Origin of the sequence: Lysobacter luteus (assembly GCF_907164845.1) — a bacterium.
Taxonomy (GTDB): domain Bacteria; phylum Pseudomonadota; class Gammaproteobacteria; order Xanthomonadales; family Xanthomonadaceae; genus Novilysobacter; species Novilysobacter luteus.
Window position 1 is genome coordinate 2,726,493 of the sequence record NZ_OU015430.1, and the last position, 15,752, is coordinate 2,742,244.

The window sequence follows — 15,752 nt, forward strand, 5'->3', positions numbered from 1 at the left end:
CGGTGGGGTGACTTCTGGCCCATGGCGCTGGCGAATAGGTGTTGTACTTTACCAACACACCGATTCACCGACACGCTTCCCCCGACCCCAAGGACACCGCCATGAACGCTTTCTCCGCCGCCCGCCCGACCAGCCGCCACAGCAACCGCGCCACCCCGAGCCCCGCCACCCGCCCGTACGCTCCCGCCGCCACCGCCTCGTTCGGCGCCCGCCGCGAACGCGACTTCGGCGTCGGCTACGGTTCCAGCAGCGGCTACGCGACCTCGCGCAGCTACACCACCGGCAACAACGGCCCGCGCCTGTTCCGTTGCGTCTGATCCGCCCGGTGGCCGCCGCACCCGCGCGCCGCGCTGCCACCTCCGCCCCCGAACGCGCGGCTCGTCCCTCCTCCTGTTCCCCGGTGTCGTACGGATGATGCCTCCCCCATCAGCCGGGCGGTGCCGGGGTCTTCTTTTCCAGGCCACGGTCCTGCAGACCACGGCTGCGCGGGTCGGCTATCGTGGTGCGATGACGACGACTTCCGCATCAACGCCCGCCCCTTCCCGCGAATCCCCGTTCCGCCGCCAGGCCAGCGTCGAGCGCCTCAACGAGCTCTCGCGCGGCACCGCGATGGAGCCGCTTGGCATCGTGTTCACCGAAATCGGCGCCGACTACGTGCGCGGGACCATGCCGGTCGACGCGCGCACACGCCAGCCCTACGGGCTGCTGCATGGCGGTGCGTCGGTGCTGCTGGCCGAGACCCTCGGCAGCAGCGCCGGCAACCTGTGCGTGCCCGAAGGCAAGGTCTGCGTGGGCCTAGAGATCAACGCCAATCACGTGCGCGCCGTCCGTGGCGGCACGGTCACCGGCACTGCGCGGCCGGTCCATGTCGGCGGCCGCACGCAGGTCTGGGAAATCCGGATCGAAGACGAGGCGGGCCAGCTGGCCTGCATCTCGCGCCTGACACTGGCCGTGGTCAGCGCCGGCTGAGCGACACCGCGTCGGCCAGCCGCTGGGCGATCCAGCGCTCGGCAAAGCCATCCAGCCGGGCATTCTCGATGAAGCCGCAATGCCCGCCGCGCGGCGACACCTCCAGCGTCGCCGATGCCGGCAACTTCAAAGCGTGGAAATCATCGACCGGAATCACCGGGTCGTCGGCCGCGGTGAGGATGCTGGCCGTGGGCTGCAGGGCGGCCAGCCGGTCGCCGGCGATCGCGTAGCCGTCGAAGTACCGCTCCAGCGTGCCGAAGTCGGTCTGCCGCTCGACCAGCCAGCGGGTCAGCGCGCGCATGCGCTGGCCCAGCACGCGGTCGTCGAAGTCATGCAACTGCGGGAACAGCGCCCGCTTGCGCTGCAGCGAGCGCCGCCACTTCTGCTCGAAGTGCCAGGCATACACCGGCAGGCCGCGTTCCATCGCATCCATCGTCCGTGCCGGGTCCAACACCGGGCAGACCGCGGCCACGTGCGCCAGCGACAGGCCGGCCGCCGGCGCGCGCAGGGCCAGCCGCAATGCGAAGTTGCCGCCCAGCGAATAGCCCGCGACGACAACCGGCAATCCCGACCCGCGCGGGACGAAGCGCGCGGCGACGTCGCATGCCGCATGCACCACCTCGTCGATCCGGCACGAGTGGAAGATCTCCTCGTTGAGGTGGTGCGTGCCGCCGTGGTCGCGGAAGTTGAGCCGGAACACCTCGAACCCCCGCGACAGCAGTTGCGCGGCGGTCAGGCGCATGTAGCTCGAGTCGACGCTGCCTTCCCAGCCGTGCAGCAGTAGCGCCAGCCCACGCGGCCCGCTGGCGGGCGCCAGCGCCGGTGCGACGCTGTGCAGGCCAAGCAGGCGGATACCGTCGCCGCCGTCGACCAGGTGTTCGGTGGTGGTTGCGCCGGTCGCCAGCAGGTCGCGCTCGCCACGGCGCCGACGCAACCCGCTCGAGCCGAGCGCGGTCTGCAGGTGCGCGTTGGAGAGCCAGCGCGGCGGCCGGTAATCGGCCGAGGTCAGGATCGCCGGGTTGGCGGCGGCGGTCTGCACGGCCGGCGGCTCAGGCCGACATCGCCTCGCCGATGCGGCGGCGCGCCAGCTCGGCGATGCGGCGGCGGCCTTCGATCTCGGCGGGCGGGATCGGCTCGAGGAAATGCACCGAGCCGACCCGCGCCGGCTCGCCGAGCAGACGCAGGAAGTTGCCGACGAAGCTCTCGCCGGGGCGGAACGCCACCACCTTCTGGGCCGAGCAGTGCTCGCCGTAACACAGTGCGACCGGCTGCACCGGCACGCCGGCCTCGACCGCGGCCAGGAAGATCCGCGCATGGAACGGACCCAGCTCGCCACCGCCGCGCGCCCCACCCTCCGGGAACACCCCGACGGCCTGGCCGTTGCGCAGCCGCGCCAGCATCTCGTGCAACACGCCGCCGAGCGATTCGGTGCTCCCCCGCGAGTGGAAGATCGTCTGCGCGCGGGTCGCCATCCAGCCCACCAGCGGCCAGCTGCGGATCTCGCGCTTGGCCACGAAGCCCATCATCCGTTGGCTGTGCAGCGCGGTGATGTCGATCCAGCTGACGTGGTTGGCGACGAACATCGCCGCCCCGGGCAGCGGCGTGCCGACCCGCCGCATGCGGAAGCCGAACACCCGCATCAACCCGTTCGACCAGCCTCGGATCACGCGTTGCTCGAGCGTCTCCCCGCCGACCATGAGGTCCTTGGTCAGCGGCGTGACCAGCAGCAGCACCAGGGGCAGGTCGATGAGCACGTGCCACAGCAGCATCGGCACCCGGACCAGGTAACGCAGGCCACGCGCCAGCGGTGAGGACCGGGGCGCGGGAGCGGCGGCGGAGGGGGGCGCATTCATCGTCGCGATGATACCCAACGTGGCTGCTGCGCCACGCCTCGCGTCTCGCCGCCGGGCCAGCGCCCACGGCGCCGCTACAATGCCCGGTCGCCCAATCCGCACGAGTTTCCCGCATGTACGAACCGATCATCGACGCCCTCCGCCGCGGCGCCGCCGACGAAGCGCTCGCCGCCGCGCGCGAGGCCGTCGCCGCCCAGCCGCAGGACCCGGCCGCGCTTCGGTTGCTGGCCGCGGCGCAACGCCTGTCGGGCGACGAGGCCACCGCACTGGCGACCATCGACCATGCGATCTCGATCGCACCCGACGACGCCAACCTGCACCTGGAGCGCGCCGGCATGCTGCTGGGCAGCCGCCAGCTGGACCAGGCCCAGGCCGCGCTGGCCACGAGCATCGGGCTGGACCCCAACCAGTTCCCGGCCTACATCGTCCAGGCCCAGCTTGCGCTCGGCCGCGGCGAGATCGACGAGGCCGAGCGACTGACCCGCACCGCCGCCCGGCTGGCGCCCGAGCACCCGCAGATCGCCGCGCTGGAAGGCACCATCGCGCTGCGCCGCGGCGACGCCGACCGCTCGCTCGCCATCCTCAGCCGCGCGTCCGAGCGTTATCCCGACGAGCCGACGCTGCGCCACGCGCTTGGCTTCGCATATCTCGCCAAGGGTCACCTGGCGTTCGCCGAGCAGGCCTTCCGCCGCCTGCGCGAGGCCCAGCCGGACTCGCTGCCGCTGCGCGCGCTGGTCGCCGACCTGCTGCGCCGGCAGGGCCGCCCGGGCGATGCCGCCGACGAGCTGGCGTCGGTCGTCGACGGTGACCGCGCCACGCCCGGTCTGCGCCGGCTGGTCGGCGAAATGGAGCTGGAGGCCGGCCGCAACGAGCGTGCGCGGGACCTGCTGCTCGCCTCGCTGGAAGCCGAACCGCGCAACCGCCGCACCCTGCTTGCACTGGCCGAGGCCTGGCGCCGGCTCAACGCCAGCGACGAGGCCCGCACAACGATCGATCGCCTGCTGGCCAGCCATCCGCAGCAGGCCGACCTGTGGCGTACACGACTGCTGTTCGAGGAGTTCGCCGGCGACGGCGCGCGCGCGGTGGTCACCCGCTGGCAGGCGGCGATGCCGGACTTCGTGCCGGCGCTCGAGGCGCAGCTGACCATCCACGACGTCGCCGGCGACAACGACGCCGCCGAGGCGATCGCCCAGCGCATCACCACGCTCGCGCCCGGCCACGCCCAGGCCGAGCTGCGGCTGGTCGACGCCAAGCTCAAGCGCGATCCCGACGAGGCGATCGCCCACGTCGAGCGACTGCTGGCCGTCGCCGGTGACGAGCAGGCCAAACGCAACTTGCGCCAGTTGCTCGGTCGCACCTTCGACCGCGCCGGCCAGCCCGACGCCGCTGCGGCGACCTGGGCCGAGCTGCATGCCGAGGTGGTCGGCCAGCGCCTGCCGCTGCCGCCGGTCTCCGACCTGCATGGCGACTGGCCGGAGCCGGCCACGCTGGAGCAGCCCGCACCGGCAGTGCTGCTGCTGTGGGGCGCACCGGGCTCGCTGGTCGAGCGGCTGGCGACGGTGCTCGACGCCAACGGCGCGCCGCTGCGCGCCGACCGTCTTGGCCCGAACCCGCCACACGACCTGTTCCAGCGCTACACCACCGTGCCCGCGCTGGCCGACGGCAGTGCCGACCCGTCCGCGCTGGTGGCCGAATGGCGTGCCGCGCTGCCCGCCCGCGGCATTGCCGATGGCCAGGTGTTCGACTGGCTGCTGTGGTGGGACAACGCGGTGTTGCGCGCGCTGCGCCCGCACCTGCCGGAAGCAACCCTGCTGGTGGCCATCCGCGACCCGCGCGACATGCTGCTCGACTGGCTCGCGTTCGGCTCGCCCGCGCCGTTCGCGCTGGAAAGCCCCGAGGTCGGCGCGCGCTGGCTGGCACGGGTGCTTGGCCAGGTGGCCGACCTGCACGAGGCCGAGCTGCTGCCCCACCGCCTGCTCCGGATGGACGAGATCGCCAACGACCCCGGTGCGATCACCCAGGCGCTGGCCGACACCCTTGGCATCGGCCTGCGGGGCGTACCGCCGTCGCGACTGGGCGGCAGCCGTTTCCCTGCCGGTCACTGGCGTGCATTCTCGGAGTCGCTGGCCGACGCGTTCGCCGTGCTCGGGCCCGTCGCCCGCCGGCTGGGCTACGCCAGCACCTGATGCGGTCTGGCAGACTCGGGGCCCCGCCATGACGGAGCCCCGAGATGCGCATCCACAGCGACAGTTTCGACCACCGCGGCGCGATCCCGGCCGAATACGCGCTCGGCGCACGCGACGCCGGCGAGGTCGGCTTCGCCCGGAACCGCAATCCGCACCTGGCCTGGGACGATGTGCCGGCAGGCACGCGCTCGTTCGCCCTGCTGTGCATCGACAGCGATGCGCCGACCGACCCCGGGCTGGTCAACAAGGCGGGCGTCGAGATCCCGGTCGACCAGCCACGCAGCGAGTTCTGCCACTGGGCGATGGTCGACCTGCCCGCCGACCTGCGCGTGATCGAGGCCGGCAGCTGCAGCGACGGCGTCACCGCGCACGGCAAGCGCACGCCACCCGGCCCGGCCGGTGCGCGGCAGGGACTGAACGACTACACCGGCTGGTTTGCCGGCGACGACGCGCTGGCCGGTGACTGGCTCGGCTACGACGGCCCGTTCCCGCCGCCCAACGACCTGCGCCCACACCGCTACTTCTTCCGCCTGTTCGCGCTCGACGTCGACCGGCTGGACGTGCCCGACCGGTTCACCGCCGCCGACGCCCTGCGCACGATGCACGGCCACGTCCTCGCCGAAGCCCTGGTGCAGGGCCATTACAGCCTGCATCCCGACCGTCCCGCGCCGGCGCTCTGACGCGCCGTCGACTACATCCCCACCGGCAGCCACAAGAGCAGCGCCACGCCCAGCACGATCCGGTACACCGCGAACGGCGTGTAGCTGTGCTGCTTGATGTAGCCCAGCAGCCAGCGCACCGCGACGAAGCCGGTTAGCGTCGCGGCGACGAACGCCAGCGCCAGCTCATCCCATGCGACCGGCGCCGCGTTGCCATCGAGGAAGTGCTCCAGCAGCGCGTAACCGCTGGCGGCGAACATCGTCGGGATGCCGACCAGGAACACGAACTCGGTCGCCGCCGAGCGCTGGCCGGTGCCGGCCAGCAGCGCGATGAAGATCGCGGCGGCCGACCGCGAGGTGCCCGGGAACACCCCGGCCACCACCTGCGCCAGGCCGACCAGCACGGCCACCGTCCAGGTGATGCGGGTCGACGCCGGGCGTCGCGCCGCCAGCCGCTCGGCCAGCACCATCCAGACGCCACCGAGGATCAGTGCCCACGCGATCGGGGTGACCGTCTCCGGCAACTCCCAGCCTGCCAGCCGCACCGGCAGGCCGACCGCCGCGGTCACGCCGAAGGCAACTGCCAGCTTCATCGCGTAGTCGCGGTTGGCGCGTTCGCGCAGCCCGGTGGCCAGCGCCCACAACCGATGCCGGAACACCAGCGTGGTCGCCAGGATCGCCCCGGCCTGGATGACGATGTTGAACAGGTCCGGCCGCTGCTCGCCGATGAAGTGCTGGGCGATCAGCAGGTGGCCCGTGCTGGAGACCGGCAGGAACTCGGTGAGGCCTTCGAGGATGCCGAGCAGCAGCGCGGCGAGCAGGTCGGACATGGGCGGGGCGGGCGCGGGACGAAGGACGCGAGGATAGCGCGGCCACCGACGCACCAGAGGTGGGCGGAGGTGCGAAGCGCGCACCGATGTGGTGCGGTGTGATGGTCGCGGGACGCGGTCTGGCGTTACGGATCAATCACTTGCGTCCGCCCGCCGGTTGGCACGAACGATGCGTTACTGAGAGGGTTGCAACAGCCCGCCACTCGCCACCGCCACTTTCCGGAGCCTTCCATGTCGATCGAATCCATCGAGAAAACCATCAAGGACCACAAGGTCGAGTTCATCGACCTGCGCTTTGCCGACATGCGCGGCGTGCAGCACCACGTGACCTACCCCGTCTCGATCGTCGATGACGCGCTGTTCGAGGACGGCAAGATGTTCGACGGCTCCTCGATCCATGGCTGGAAGGGCATCCACGACTCCGACATGGTGCTGCTGCCCGACGCCAGCACCGCCTTCCTCGACCCGTTCACCGCCGACCCGACGCTGGTGCTGACCTGCGACATCCTCGACCCGGCGACGATGCAGGCCTACTCGCGCGACCCGCGCGGCATCGCCAAGCGCGCCGAGGCGTTCCTCAAGTCCAGCGGCATCGCCGACCAAGCGTTCTTCGGCCCCGAGCCGGAGTTCTTCATCTTCGATTCGGTGCGCTACGCCAACGAGATGGGCCACACCTTCTTCCACGTCGACTCCGAAGAGGCGGCGTGGAACTCCGGCCGCGAGTACGAGGGCGGCAACACCGGCTACCGTCCGGGCGTGAAGGGCGGCTACTTCCCGGTTGCGCCGCTGGACTCGCTGCACGACATCCGCGCCGAGATGTGCAAGACCCTGACTTCGCTCGGCATCGAGGTCGAGGTGCACCACCACGAGGTCGCCAACGCCGGCCAGTGCGAGATCGGCACCAAGTTCAACTCGCTGACAAAGAAGGCCGATGAGCTGCTGACGATGAAGTACGTCATCAAGAACGTCGCCCACCGCAACGGCAAGACCGCGACCTTCATGCCCAAGCCCCTCGTCGGCGACAACGGCAGCGGCATGCACGTGCACCAGAGCCTGGCCAAGGGCGGCACCAACCTGTTTTCCGGCGACGGCTACGGTGGCCTGAGCCAGATGGCGCTGTGGTACATCGGCGGCATCTTCAAGCACGCCCGCGCGATCAACGCCTTCACCAACTCGACCACCAACAGCTACAAGCGCCTGGTGCCGGGCTTCGAAGCACCGGTGATGCTGGCGTACTCGGCCTCCAATCGCTCGGCGTCGTGCCGGATCCCGTACGTCGCCAATCCGAAGGCGCGCCGCATCGAGATGCGCTTCCCGGATCCGATGAACTCGGGCTACCTGATCTTCGCCGCCTTGATGATGGCCGGCCTGGACGGCATCAAGAACCAGATCGACCCGGGCGCGCCGTCGGACAAGGACCTGTACGACCTGCCGCCGGAGGAGGAGAAGAACATCCCGACGGTCTGCCACAGCCTCGACCAGGCGCTGGAGGCCCTCGACAAGGACCGCGACTTCCTCAAGGCCGGCGGCGTGTTCACCGACGACTTCATCGACGCCTACATCGGCCTGAAGATGAAGGAAGTCACCGCGTTCCGCGCCGCGACCCACCCGCTCGAGTACCAGATGTACTACGCGATCTAGTCGAGGCGGTTCGACTGACCGCACACGCAACGGCCCGGTACCCCCCGGGCCGTTGTCATTTGCCCCCCTGTAGGAGCGGCTTCAGCCGCGACCCGCTGGCACCCGTCCGTCGCTGCCTCCACGTCAACAGCCTGCACTAAGATGGTGCGATGCCCGCCGACGCGCCCGACGCCAACGCCCTCACTACGCCGCTGGCGTGGACCGGTGCCAACGGCGCCATTGCCGGGTGCAACCAGGCGTTTGCGCGATGGCTCGGGGTCGGGGTGCGCCGCGTGGTCGGGAGGCCGCTTGCGTCGCTCGACGCGGAGCAGCCCGAGCGACTGCGCGAAGCGATCGCCCGCCTGCACGCCGACAGCGCGCCGTTGCGCCTGCGCCGGGTCAGACTGCGCCACCCCGAGGCCGACGAGCATTTCGCCGACCTCTGGCTCAGTCCCCACGGCGACGACGGCGTGCTGGTGGAGGCCCATCCAGTCGACGAGTTCCCCGGGGACGACCCGGCCCTGCTGCTGCCGGCTGCGCTGGCCGCTTCGCTCAAGGGGCTGGCGCACGAGCTGCGCAATCCGCTGGCGGGGGTGAAGGGCGCGGCACAGCTGCTGGGTCGCCGTGTCGGTGACGACGCCTCGCGCGAACTGGTCGGCCTGATCGACGGCGAGGTCGGCCGCCTCACCGCGCTGCTCGACCAGTTGCTGTCGCCCGCGCCGCCCCGCGCGCACAGCGCGCTCAACATCCACGCCGTGCTGGAGCGCGTGCTGCGGTTGGCCGAGAGCGACGCCGGCTGGGCGGTCAAATTGCTGCGCGACTACGACCCCAGCCTGCCGGAGTTCGAGGGCGACGCCGATCGCCTGACCCAAGCGTTGTGGAACCTCGTGCGCAACGCGATCGAGGCCGGCGCAGGCAGCATCACCCTGCGCACGCGCGCCGAACATGGGCTGCGCATCGGCGACGCGCTGCACCCGGTCGCGCTGCGGCTGGAGGTGGTGGACGACGGCCACGGGGTCCCCGAGGCGCTGGCCGAGCAGATCTTCCTGCCGCTGGTCTCGGGCCGCGCCGAGGGCAGCGGGCTGGGCCTGGCGCTGGCCCAGCAGGTCGCGCGCGAGCACCGCGGCTCGCTGGCGTGGCGCTCGCGCCCGGGGCACACCGTGTTCACCCTGCTGCTCCCCATGGTCGAACCCGAGGATCCCGAATGAGTGCACGCATCTGGGTGGTGGACGACGACCGCAGCGTGCGTTTCGTACTGGCGGCCGCGCTGCGCGAGGCCGGCCACCTCGTCACCGAGTTCGAGGGCGCGGCGCCGGCGCTGGCCGCGCTGGCGCAGCCGACCGCGGACCTCCCCGTGCCCGACCTGCTGTTCACCGACGTGCGCATGCCCGGCGACGACGGCCTGGTCCTGCTCGACAAGTTGCGCACGCGCGCCCCCGGGTTGCCGGTGGTGGTGATGAGCGCCTACACCGACGTGGCCAGCACCGCGGGCGCGTTCCGGGGTGGCGCGCGCGAGTTCCTGTCCAAGCCGTTCGACCTCGACGAGGCCGTCGCGCTGGCGGAGCGCACGCTGGCGGCGCGCGCCGATGTCGACGATGACGTTGACCATCCAGCGGACGCCGTCGCCGACAGCACCCCACTGCTGGTCGGCGACTCCGCGCCGATGCGCGCGCTGTACCGCGCGATCGGCCGGCTCGCGCAGGCGCCGCTGTCGGTCCTCATCACCGGCGAGACCGGCACCGGCAAGGAACTGGTCGCCCGCGCGCTGCACCGCGAGTCACCGCGCGCGGCGCGGGCGTTCGTGGCGCTCAATACCGCGGCGATCCCGGCCGAACTGCTGGAGAGCGAGCTGTTCGGCCACGAGGCCGGGGCGTTCACTGGCGCCACCCGCCGCCACATCGGCCGCTTCGAGCAGGCCGACGGCGGCACCCTGTTCCTTGACGAGATCGGCGACATGCCGTTGCCGCTGCAGACCCGGCTGCTGCGGGTGCTGGCCGAAGGCGAGTTCTTCCGCGTCGGTGGCCGCGAGCTCGTGCGGGTCGACGTCCGTGTCATCGCCGCCACCCACCAGGAGCTCGAAGCGCGCGTGGCAGACGGGCGTTTCCGTGCGGACCTGCTGCACCGGCTCGACGTGGTGCGTCTGCGGCTGCCGCCGCTGCGCGAGCGCATCGACGACGTGCCGCTGCTGGCCGAACGCTTCCTCGCGGTGGCCGCGCAGCGGGTCGGTGCACCGCCGCGACGGCTGGCGCCGGCGGCGACCCGGCGGTTGCTGGCGCACGACTGGCCCGGCAACGTGCGCGAGCTGGAGAACGTGTGCTGGCGACTGGCCGCACTCGCCCCGACCGAGACGGTGACGGTCGACGACGTAGAGCGCGCGCTCGGTGTCGGGGCACGGGCGCAACCGACCGCGGGCGCCGGCACGGCCGATGGCTGGGATACCGCGCTGGCCGCCTGGGCCCGGCGCGAGCTCGAGGCCGGCGCCAGCGACATCCACGCGCGGGCGCACGCCCGCTTCGACGAAGTGCTGCTGCAGGCCGCGCTGGCGCATACCGGCGGGCGCCGTGCCGAGGCGGCGGCCCGGCTCGGCGTCGGTCGCAACACGCTCACCCGCAAGCTCAAGCCGCGGGCCTGAGCCCGGTTCACCCCCGCTGAACCCGGGCTCGGCTACGGTCCCGGCCCTCACCTTCCGCCTCCAAGGAGATCCCCCATGAAGACCGCCCTGTTCGCCGGCGCCAGCGCACTCGCCCTCGCCGCCTGCGCGACCTCGCCGCAGCCGGAAGTGATCGCCTCCAGCTCGATGGAGCTGGCCACCACGTCGACCCTGTCGTCGGCTTCGGTGAACCTCGCCGCCGCGTCCGGCAGCCTGGTCAGCGGCACGCTGCGGCTGATGCCGATGGCCGACGGCGTCCACCTGACCGGCGAGGTCGGCGGCCTGACCCCCGGCAGCACCCACGCGATCCACATCCACGAGAAGGGTGATTGCAGCGCGGCCGACGCGAGCAGCGCCGGCGGCCACTTCAACCCCACCGGGGAGCCGCACGGCAAGGTCGGCACCCCGACCCACCACGCCGGCGACATGAACAACATCGTCGCCAATGCCGAGGGTGTGGCCAAGGTCGACGTGCACGCGCAGGGCGTGGTGCTTGGCGGTGGCGCGGCCAACGACGGCGTCGGCCGCGCGGTGGTCGTGCACGCGGCCGCGGACGACTACACCAGCCAGCCCTCCGGAAACGCCGGCGCGCGCGTGGCCTGCGGCGTGATCCGTGGCGGCTGATCCGGCCTCCCCTCCTCGCGCCCCGGTTCCGTTGACGCGATGACCTGCCGGATCCGCGAGGCCACCGCCGACGACGCCGCGCTGCTGGCGCGCTGGGCGTCGGCGATGGCGTTGGAGACAGAGCACAAACGGCTCGATCCGGCCACCGTGCTGGCCGGGGTCGCCGCCGGCATCGCCGACCCGGCCCGGGCGCGCTATTTCGTCGCGATGGATGAAGCGCTCGCCGCCGGCCGCGAGACCCTCGCGTTGCCGGTCGGCACGCTCATGTTGACGCGCGAATGGAGCGACTGGCGCAACGGCGAGTGGTGGTGGATCCAGAGCGTCTATGTCGAGCCAGCACACCGTCGCCGGGGCGTGTTCGCGGCGCTGTACCGGCATGTCGCGGCGCAGGCGCAGGCGACCGACGGCGTGGTCGGGCTGCGGCTGTACGCCGAGCGCGACAACGCGGCGGCGCAGGCGACCTATCGCACGCTCGGGATGGTTGATGCCGGCTACCGGATCCTCGAGCACGCCGTGGACCGCCCGGCCGCCGCCCCGCAGGGCGACGCGTAGGAGCGACGTAAGTCGCGAAGCGATTACCGGTTATCGGTTACCGGTCAGCGGTCGGTTCGGTTCAGGGTTGCTGATTGCTGGTCGCCACTTTCCGGCCGAGCGACCCGCGGTTTCGATCGTTCCAGCCGCGGTCGCGACTTACGTCGCTCCTACCGGGATGCGCGGAAGCGCCGAAGCGGCACAGCTGCCTCAGCTCAGGGCGTTGCGGCAGTCCGCGTCGCGCTCGCAGTGCACGAAATTGACCGGTACGCCGTGCGCGCCGAGTACCGCGGCAATCTGTCGCTGGCGCGCCTCGAACAACTGGTGGCGGCGCTGCAGGCGGTCGCGGGTGGCGTCGTCGGCCTCGCCCTGTACCTCGGCGGCGTAGCGCTGCTGCCAGGCGTTGGGCGAGAACAGCGCGATGCGCGCTTCGCCCTCGGTGTAGTGGATCAGCGGCTCGGGGAGCTGGTCGAGCCATGCCTCGCCTTCGGGTTGCAGCAGCGCGGTTTCCAGCAGCGGCCACAACGCGGCCAGGCCGGCGTGCTCGTACTGCATCGCGGTCATCGCGGCAAGGTCGTGCACGGTGAGGTAGCGGGCATGTTCGACCTGCAGGCCGAAGGCCTCCTGCGCGGCCAGCGCGGTGTCGGCGCCAGCCATGCCAAGCTCGATGAGGTCGCGTTCGAAGGCGTCGCCGACGATCGACACCACGTCGGCCGGTCCGCCGAGCACGAACGGCATCAGCCGAAGCGGCCCGCCGGCGTAGTCGGGCGACGGCGCCAGCGCGCCGGGCAGGCGCTCGTCATGGGCACCGAACGCGATCACGCGACCCTCGTCGCGGGCGACCCCGGCGCGCGGCGCACGAGCGGCCAGTTGGTCGAGCTCACGATGCAGCGGCCAGCCCGGGCGCAACAGCTCGACCGGGTCGTAGTGGGCGCCGACGGTGACCAGTTCCAGTTGCGCCGCTTCGGGCGCGAACTTGGCCAGGTCGCGCGCGACCAGCGCGGCCAGCGCGCCGACCTCGGGCTGCGCCAGCGCGTCGCGGGCAACCGGTGCGGCGCCGGTCAGTTCCAGCGCGAGCGCGCCGAGCACGTGCAATTGCGGGGTCTGGCTCATCGCGTCCCTTAATGAAAATACGCTGGCGTTTGGTCGCGCCACGGCCCCGGCGCTACACTCGCCCATTATGCCCGCACCTGCTTGCGGGCCGGTCCCGCAAGCCCCGCGCTGCGCCATCGCAGCGCCTTCCAGAAGGTGATCCGATGCGTCCTGTCCGTCCCGTTGCCGTGCTCGGCGGAGTGCGAATCCCGTTCTGTCGCCAGAACACCGCGTATGCGGACGTCGGCAACCTGGGGATGTCGGTGCGCACGCTCGGCGCGCTGGTCGAGAAGTTCAGCCTGCACGGGCAGGTGCTCGGCGAGGTCGCGATGGGCGCGGTGATCAAGCATTCCTCCGACTGGAACCTGGGCCGCGAGGCCGCGCTGTCGTCGGGGCTGTCGCCGCTGACCCCGGGTATCACCCTGCAGCGTGCCTGCGGCACCTCGCTGGACTCGCTGATCACGGTCGGCAACAAGATCGCAACCGGCCAGATCGAGGCCGGCATCGGCGGCGGGTCGGATTCCACCTCCGACGTGCCGATCGTCTACGGCAAGGCGCTTCGTCGCCGGTTGCTGGCGGCCAATGCGGCGAAGGACTTCAAGGGCAAGCTGGGCGAGTTCCGCGGGTTCTCGCTGGGCGAGCTCAAGCCCGATTTCCCGGGCGTGGCCGAGCCGCGCACCGGCAAGTCGATGGGCGAGCACTGCGAGGACATGGCCAAGCAGTGGAATATCGGCCGCGATTCGCAGGACGAGTGGGCGTTGTCGTCGCACCTGAAGCTGGCCGCCGCCTACGAGCGCGGATTCTTCGACGACCTGGTGGTGAGCTTCCGCGGCGTCTCGCGCGATAACAACCTGCGTCCCGACAGCTCGCTGGAGAAGCTGGCGACGCTGAAGCCGGCGTTCGACCGCACCTCCGGCCGCGGCACGCTGACTGCGGCCAACTCGACCCCGCTCACCGACGGCGCCGCGGCCTGCCTGCTGGCGTCCGACGAGTGGGCCGCGGCGCATGGCCACGAGGTACTGTGCTACCTGCGCGACGCGCACGTTGCGGCGGTCGACTTCGTCCATGGCGAGGGGCTGCTGATGGCGCCGACCGTTGCGGTACCGCAGATGCTGGCGCGCAACGGCCTGACCCTGCAGGACTTCGACTTCTACGAGATCCACGAGGCGTTCGCGGCGCAGGTACTGTGCACGCTGCGCGCGTGGGAGAGCGAGGAGTACTGCCGGACCCGGCTCGGCCTGGATGCGCCACTGGGCCGGATCGACCCGGACCGGATCAACCCCAACGGCTCGTCGCTCGCGACCGGGCATCCGTTCGCGGCGACCGGCGCCCGTATCGTCGCCACCGCCGCCAAGGAACTGGCCGCGCGCGGCGGCGGCCGGTGCCTGGTGTCGATCTGCACCGCCGGCGGGATGGGCGTGGTCGCTATCCTGGAGCGGTGACGCGCGGGGCGCTCAGCGCCCCGGGCCGACGTCGATGAACTGCAGGAACTCGGCGCGCGTGCGGGCATCGTCGCGAAAGCCGCCGAGCATCTTCGAGGTGATCATGCTGACCCCGCGCTTGTGCACGCCGCGGGTGGTCATGCATTCGTGCGCACCCTCGATGACGACCCCGACGCCGCGCGGCTGGAGCACGCGCTGGATGCAGTCGGCGATCTGCGAGGTCATCTTCTCCTGCACCTGGAACCGACGCGCATAGGCGTCGACCACGCGGGCGAGCTTGCTGATGCCCACCACCTTCCCGTCGGGCAGGTAGCCGATGTGCGCCTTGCCGATGATCGGCGCCATGTGGTGCTCGCAATGGCTCTCGAACTCGATGTCGCGCAGCACGATCAGCTCGTCGTAGCCACACACTTCCTCGAACGTGCGCGCGAGGTAATCATCGGGATCGAGCGCGTAGCCGCTGAACCAGTCCTGGTAGGCCTTGGCCACCCGCTTGGGGGTGTCGACAAGGCCTTCGCGGTCGGGGTTCTCGCCGGCCCAGCGCAGCAGGGTGCGGACGGCGGCCTCGGCTTCGTCGCGGGAAGGACGGGTGGGATCGGACATGGCGCTGGGCTTTGTTGCGTGGGGACCGCCCATGCTACCGCGCGCCCACCATGGCCGCGAAGCGGCGGCATCCGCCCACAAAAAGACGGGGCCGCCAGGCGACCCCGTCCAGAACCAACTGCGTGTTGTTCTTGTTTGTTGTTGTTGTGCCGTAACTTGGCTCAGCGACCGTCGCGGTCTGCGTCGCCCGGCATCGCGCGCTCGATGTGGTGCCAGCCGTCACGCACCGCGTGGCGTGCATCGTTCCACTCCAGTCGCGAATCGCCGCGGGTGTCGTTCCAATTGCGCTCCAGCGTCGACTCGGCATCCTCGAAGCGCTGGCCGCGGTACTGGCCGTAGGTGTCGTAGCCGTACTGGTAGGCCGGCTCGTAGTCGTTCCACTCGCGGTCGGCCGAGTAGTACGGACGGTTGCGGTACTCGGTCTCGAAGTGCTTGCGGTACTCGGTCGGGTTGACGGCTTCGGCGATCGAGTCACCCGCCTTGGCGCCGAGCACGCCACCGGCGACGGCGCCAACCGCGCTGCCCACCGGGCCGGCAACCGAACCGACGGCCGCGCCCGTCACCGCTCCGGCAACTGCGCCCGTGCCTGCACCAATGCTGTGGTCCTTTTTTACGTCACTCATGATCGCGCTCCGTTGTACGTGGGGGAGCCGGCACGGTTGTCCTGCGCCGGTTGCATCCAAGCTAGGCGCG

Annotated in this window: 16 protein-coding genes; 10 read left to right on the forward strand and 6 right to left on the reverse strand. The window is 71.3% G+C overall.

The features are described 5' to 3' along the window. Positions 1-101: 101 nt before the first annotated feature. Both KOD61_RS12745 and KOD61_RS12750 read left to right on the forward strand, forming a co-directional pair. Entirely contained in the window at positions 102-317 is a 216-nt protein-coding gene (locus KOD61_RS12745; protein WP_215219016.1) for a hypothetical protein, read from the forward strand. Between the two features lie 190 nt (positions 318-507). Then, on the forward strand, positions 508-969 hold the full coding sequence (locus KOD61_RS12750) for a hotdog fold thioesterase (protein WP_215219017.1): 462 nt from the start codon (positions 508-510) through the stop codon (positions 967-969). On the opposite strand, the gene KOD61_RS12755 is transcribed toward KOD61_RS12750, so the two are convergent. Then, a complete protein-coding gene (locus KOD61_RS12755; protein WP_215220415.1) occupies positions 956-1,978 on the reverse strand; it encodes a YheT family hydrolase in 1,023 nt (340 codons plus the stop codon). The two genes, KOD61_RS12750 and KOD61_RS12755, sit on opposite strands and share 14 nt — an antisense overlap. A gap of 40 nt (positions 1,979-2,018) precedes the next feature. Continuing rightward, positions 2,019-2,822 carry a lysophospholipid acyltransferase family protein gene (locus KOD61_RS12760; protein ID WP_215219018.1) on the reverse strand — a complete coding sequence of 268 codons (804 nt, stop codon included), beginning with the start codon at positions 2,820-2,822 and terminating at the stop codon, positions 2,019-2,021. Between the two features lie 113 nt (positions 2,823-2,935). Between KOD61_RS12760 and KOD61_RS12765 the strand changes: the two genes are divergently transcribed. Both KOD61_RS12765 and KOD61_RS12770 read left to right on the forward strand, forming a co-directional pair. Further along, the gene (locus tag KOD61_RS12765) at positions 2,936-5,008 is read left to right on the forward strand and encodes a tetratricopeptide repeat protein (protein ID WP_215219019.1); all 2,073 of its coding nucleotides are present in this window, start codon (positions 2,936-2,938) and stop codon (positions 5,006-5,008) included. Between the two features lie 44 nt (positions 5,009-5,052). Then, positions 5,053-5,688: a YbhB/YbcL family Raf kinase inhibitor-like protein gene (locus KOD61_RS12770; RefSeq protein ID WP_215219020.1), complete on the forward strand. Its 636-nt coding sequence runs from the start codon at positions 5,053-5,055 to the stop codon at positions 5,686-5,688. An 11-nt stretch (positions 5,689-5,699) separates the two neighbouring features. Here KOD61_RS12770 and KOD61_RS12775 read toward each other — a convergent pair whose 3' ends face one another. Beyond that, complete coding sequence (locus KOD61_RS12775; protein WP_215219021.1) at positions 5,700-6,497, reverse strand: undecaprenyl-diphosphate phosphatase; 798 nt, start codon at positions 6,495-6,497, stop codon at positions 5,700-5,702. Positions 6,498-6,728: 231 nt separating this feature from the next. Here KOD61_RS12775 and glnA point away from each other — a divergent pair, with 231 nt between their 5' ends. From glnA to KOD61_RS12800, 5 genes are all read left to right on the forward strand, one after another. Then, entirely contained in the window at positions 6,729-8,138 is a 1,410-nt protein-coding gene (gene glnA, locus KOD61_RS12780) for a type I glutamate--ammonia ligase (RefSeq protein ID WP_215219022.1), read from the forward strand. Positions 8,139-8,287: 149 nt separating this feature from the next. Further along, a complete protein-coding gene (locus KOD61_RS12785; RefSeq protein ID WP_215219023.1) occupies positions 8,288-9,325 on the forward strand; it encodes a two-component system sensor histidine kinase NtrB in 1,038 nt (345 codons plus the stop codon). Next, a complete protein-coding gene (gene ntrC / locus KOD61_RS12790) occupies positions 9,322-10,749 on the forward strand; it encodes a nitrogen regulation protein NR(I) (protein ID WP_215219024.1) in 1,428 nt (475 codons plus the stop codon). Before KOD61_RS12785 ends, ntrC begins: the two co-directional genes overlap by 4 nt. A 75-nt stretch (positions 10,750-10,824) precedes the next feature. Next, positions 10,825-11,391 carry a superoxide dismutase family protein gene (locus tag KOD61_RS12795; protein ID WP_215219025.1) on the forward strand — a complete coding sequence of 189 codons (567 nt, stop codon included), beginning with the start codon at positions 10,825-10,827 and terminating at the stop codon, positions 11,389-11,391. 39 nt (positions 11,392-11,430) lie between these two features. Further along, the gene (locus KOD61_RS12800) at positions 11,431-11,943 is read left to right on the forward strand and encodes a GNAT family N-acetyltransferase (protein ID WP_215219026.1); all 513 of its coding nucleotides are present in this window, start codon (positions 11,431-11,433) and stop codon (positions 11,941-11,943) included. Positions 11,944-12,132: 189 nt separating this feature from the next. Here the strand turns inward: KOD61_RS12800 and KOD61_RS12805 are convergent, their stop codons facing one another. Continuing rightward, a complete protein-coding gene (locus KOD61_RS12805) occupies positions 12,133-13,035 on the reverse strand; it encodes a hypothetical protein (RefSeq protein ID WP_215219027.1) in 903 nt (300 codons plus the stop codon). Positions 13,036-13,178: 143 nt separating this feature from the next. On the opposite strand from KOD61_RS12805, the gene KOD61_RS12810 reads away from it, so the two are divergent. Then, on the forward strand, positions 13,179-14,456 hold the full coding sequence (locus KOD61_RS12810) for an acetyl-CoA C-acetyltransferase (protein WP_215219028.1): 1,278 nt from the start codon (positions 13,179-13,181) through the stop codon (positions 14,454-14,456). 12 nt (positions 14,457-14,468) lie between these two features. Here KOD61_RS12810 and folE read toward each other — a convergent pair whose 3' ends face one another. Both folE and KOD61_RS12820 read right to left on the reverse strand, forming a co-directional pair. Then, positions 14,469-15,059: a GTP cyclohydrolase I FolE gene (gene folE / locus KOD61_RS12815; RefSeq protein WP_215219029.1), complete on the reverse strand. Its 591-nt coding sequence runs from the start codon at positions 15,057-15,059 to the stop codon at positions 14,469-14,471. A 161-nt stretch (positions 15,060-15,220) separates the two neighbouring features. Next, entirely contained in the window at positions 15,221-15,682 is a 462-nt protein-coding gene (locus tag KOD61_RS12820) for a hypothetical protein (RefSeq protein ID WP_215219030.1), read from the reverse strand. Positions 15,683-15,752: the final 70 nt, after the last annotated feature.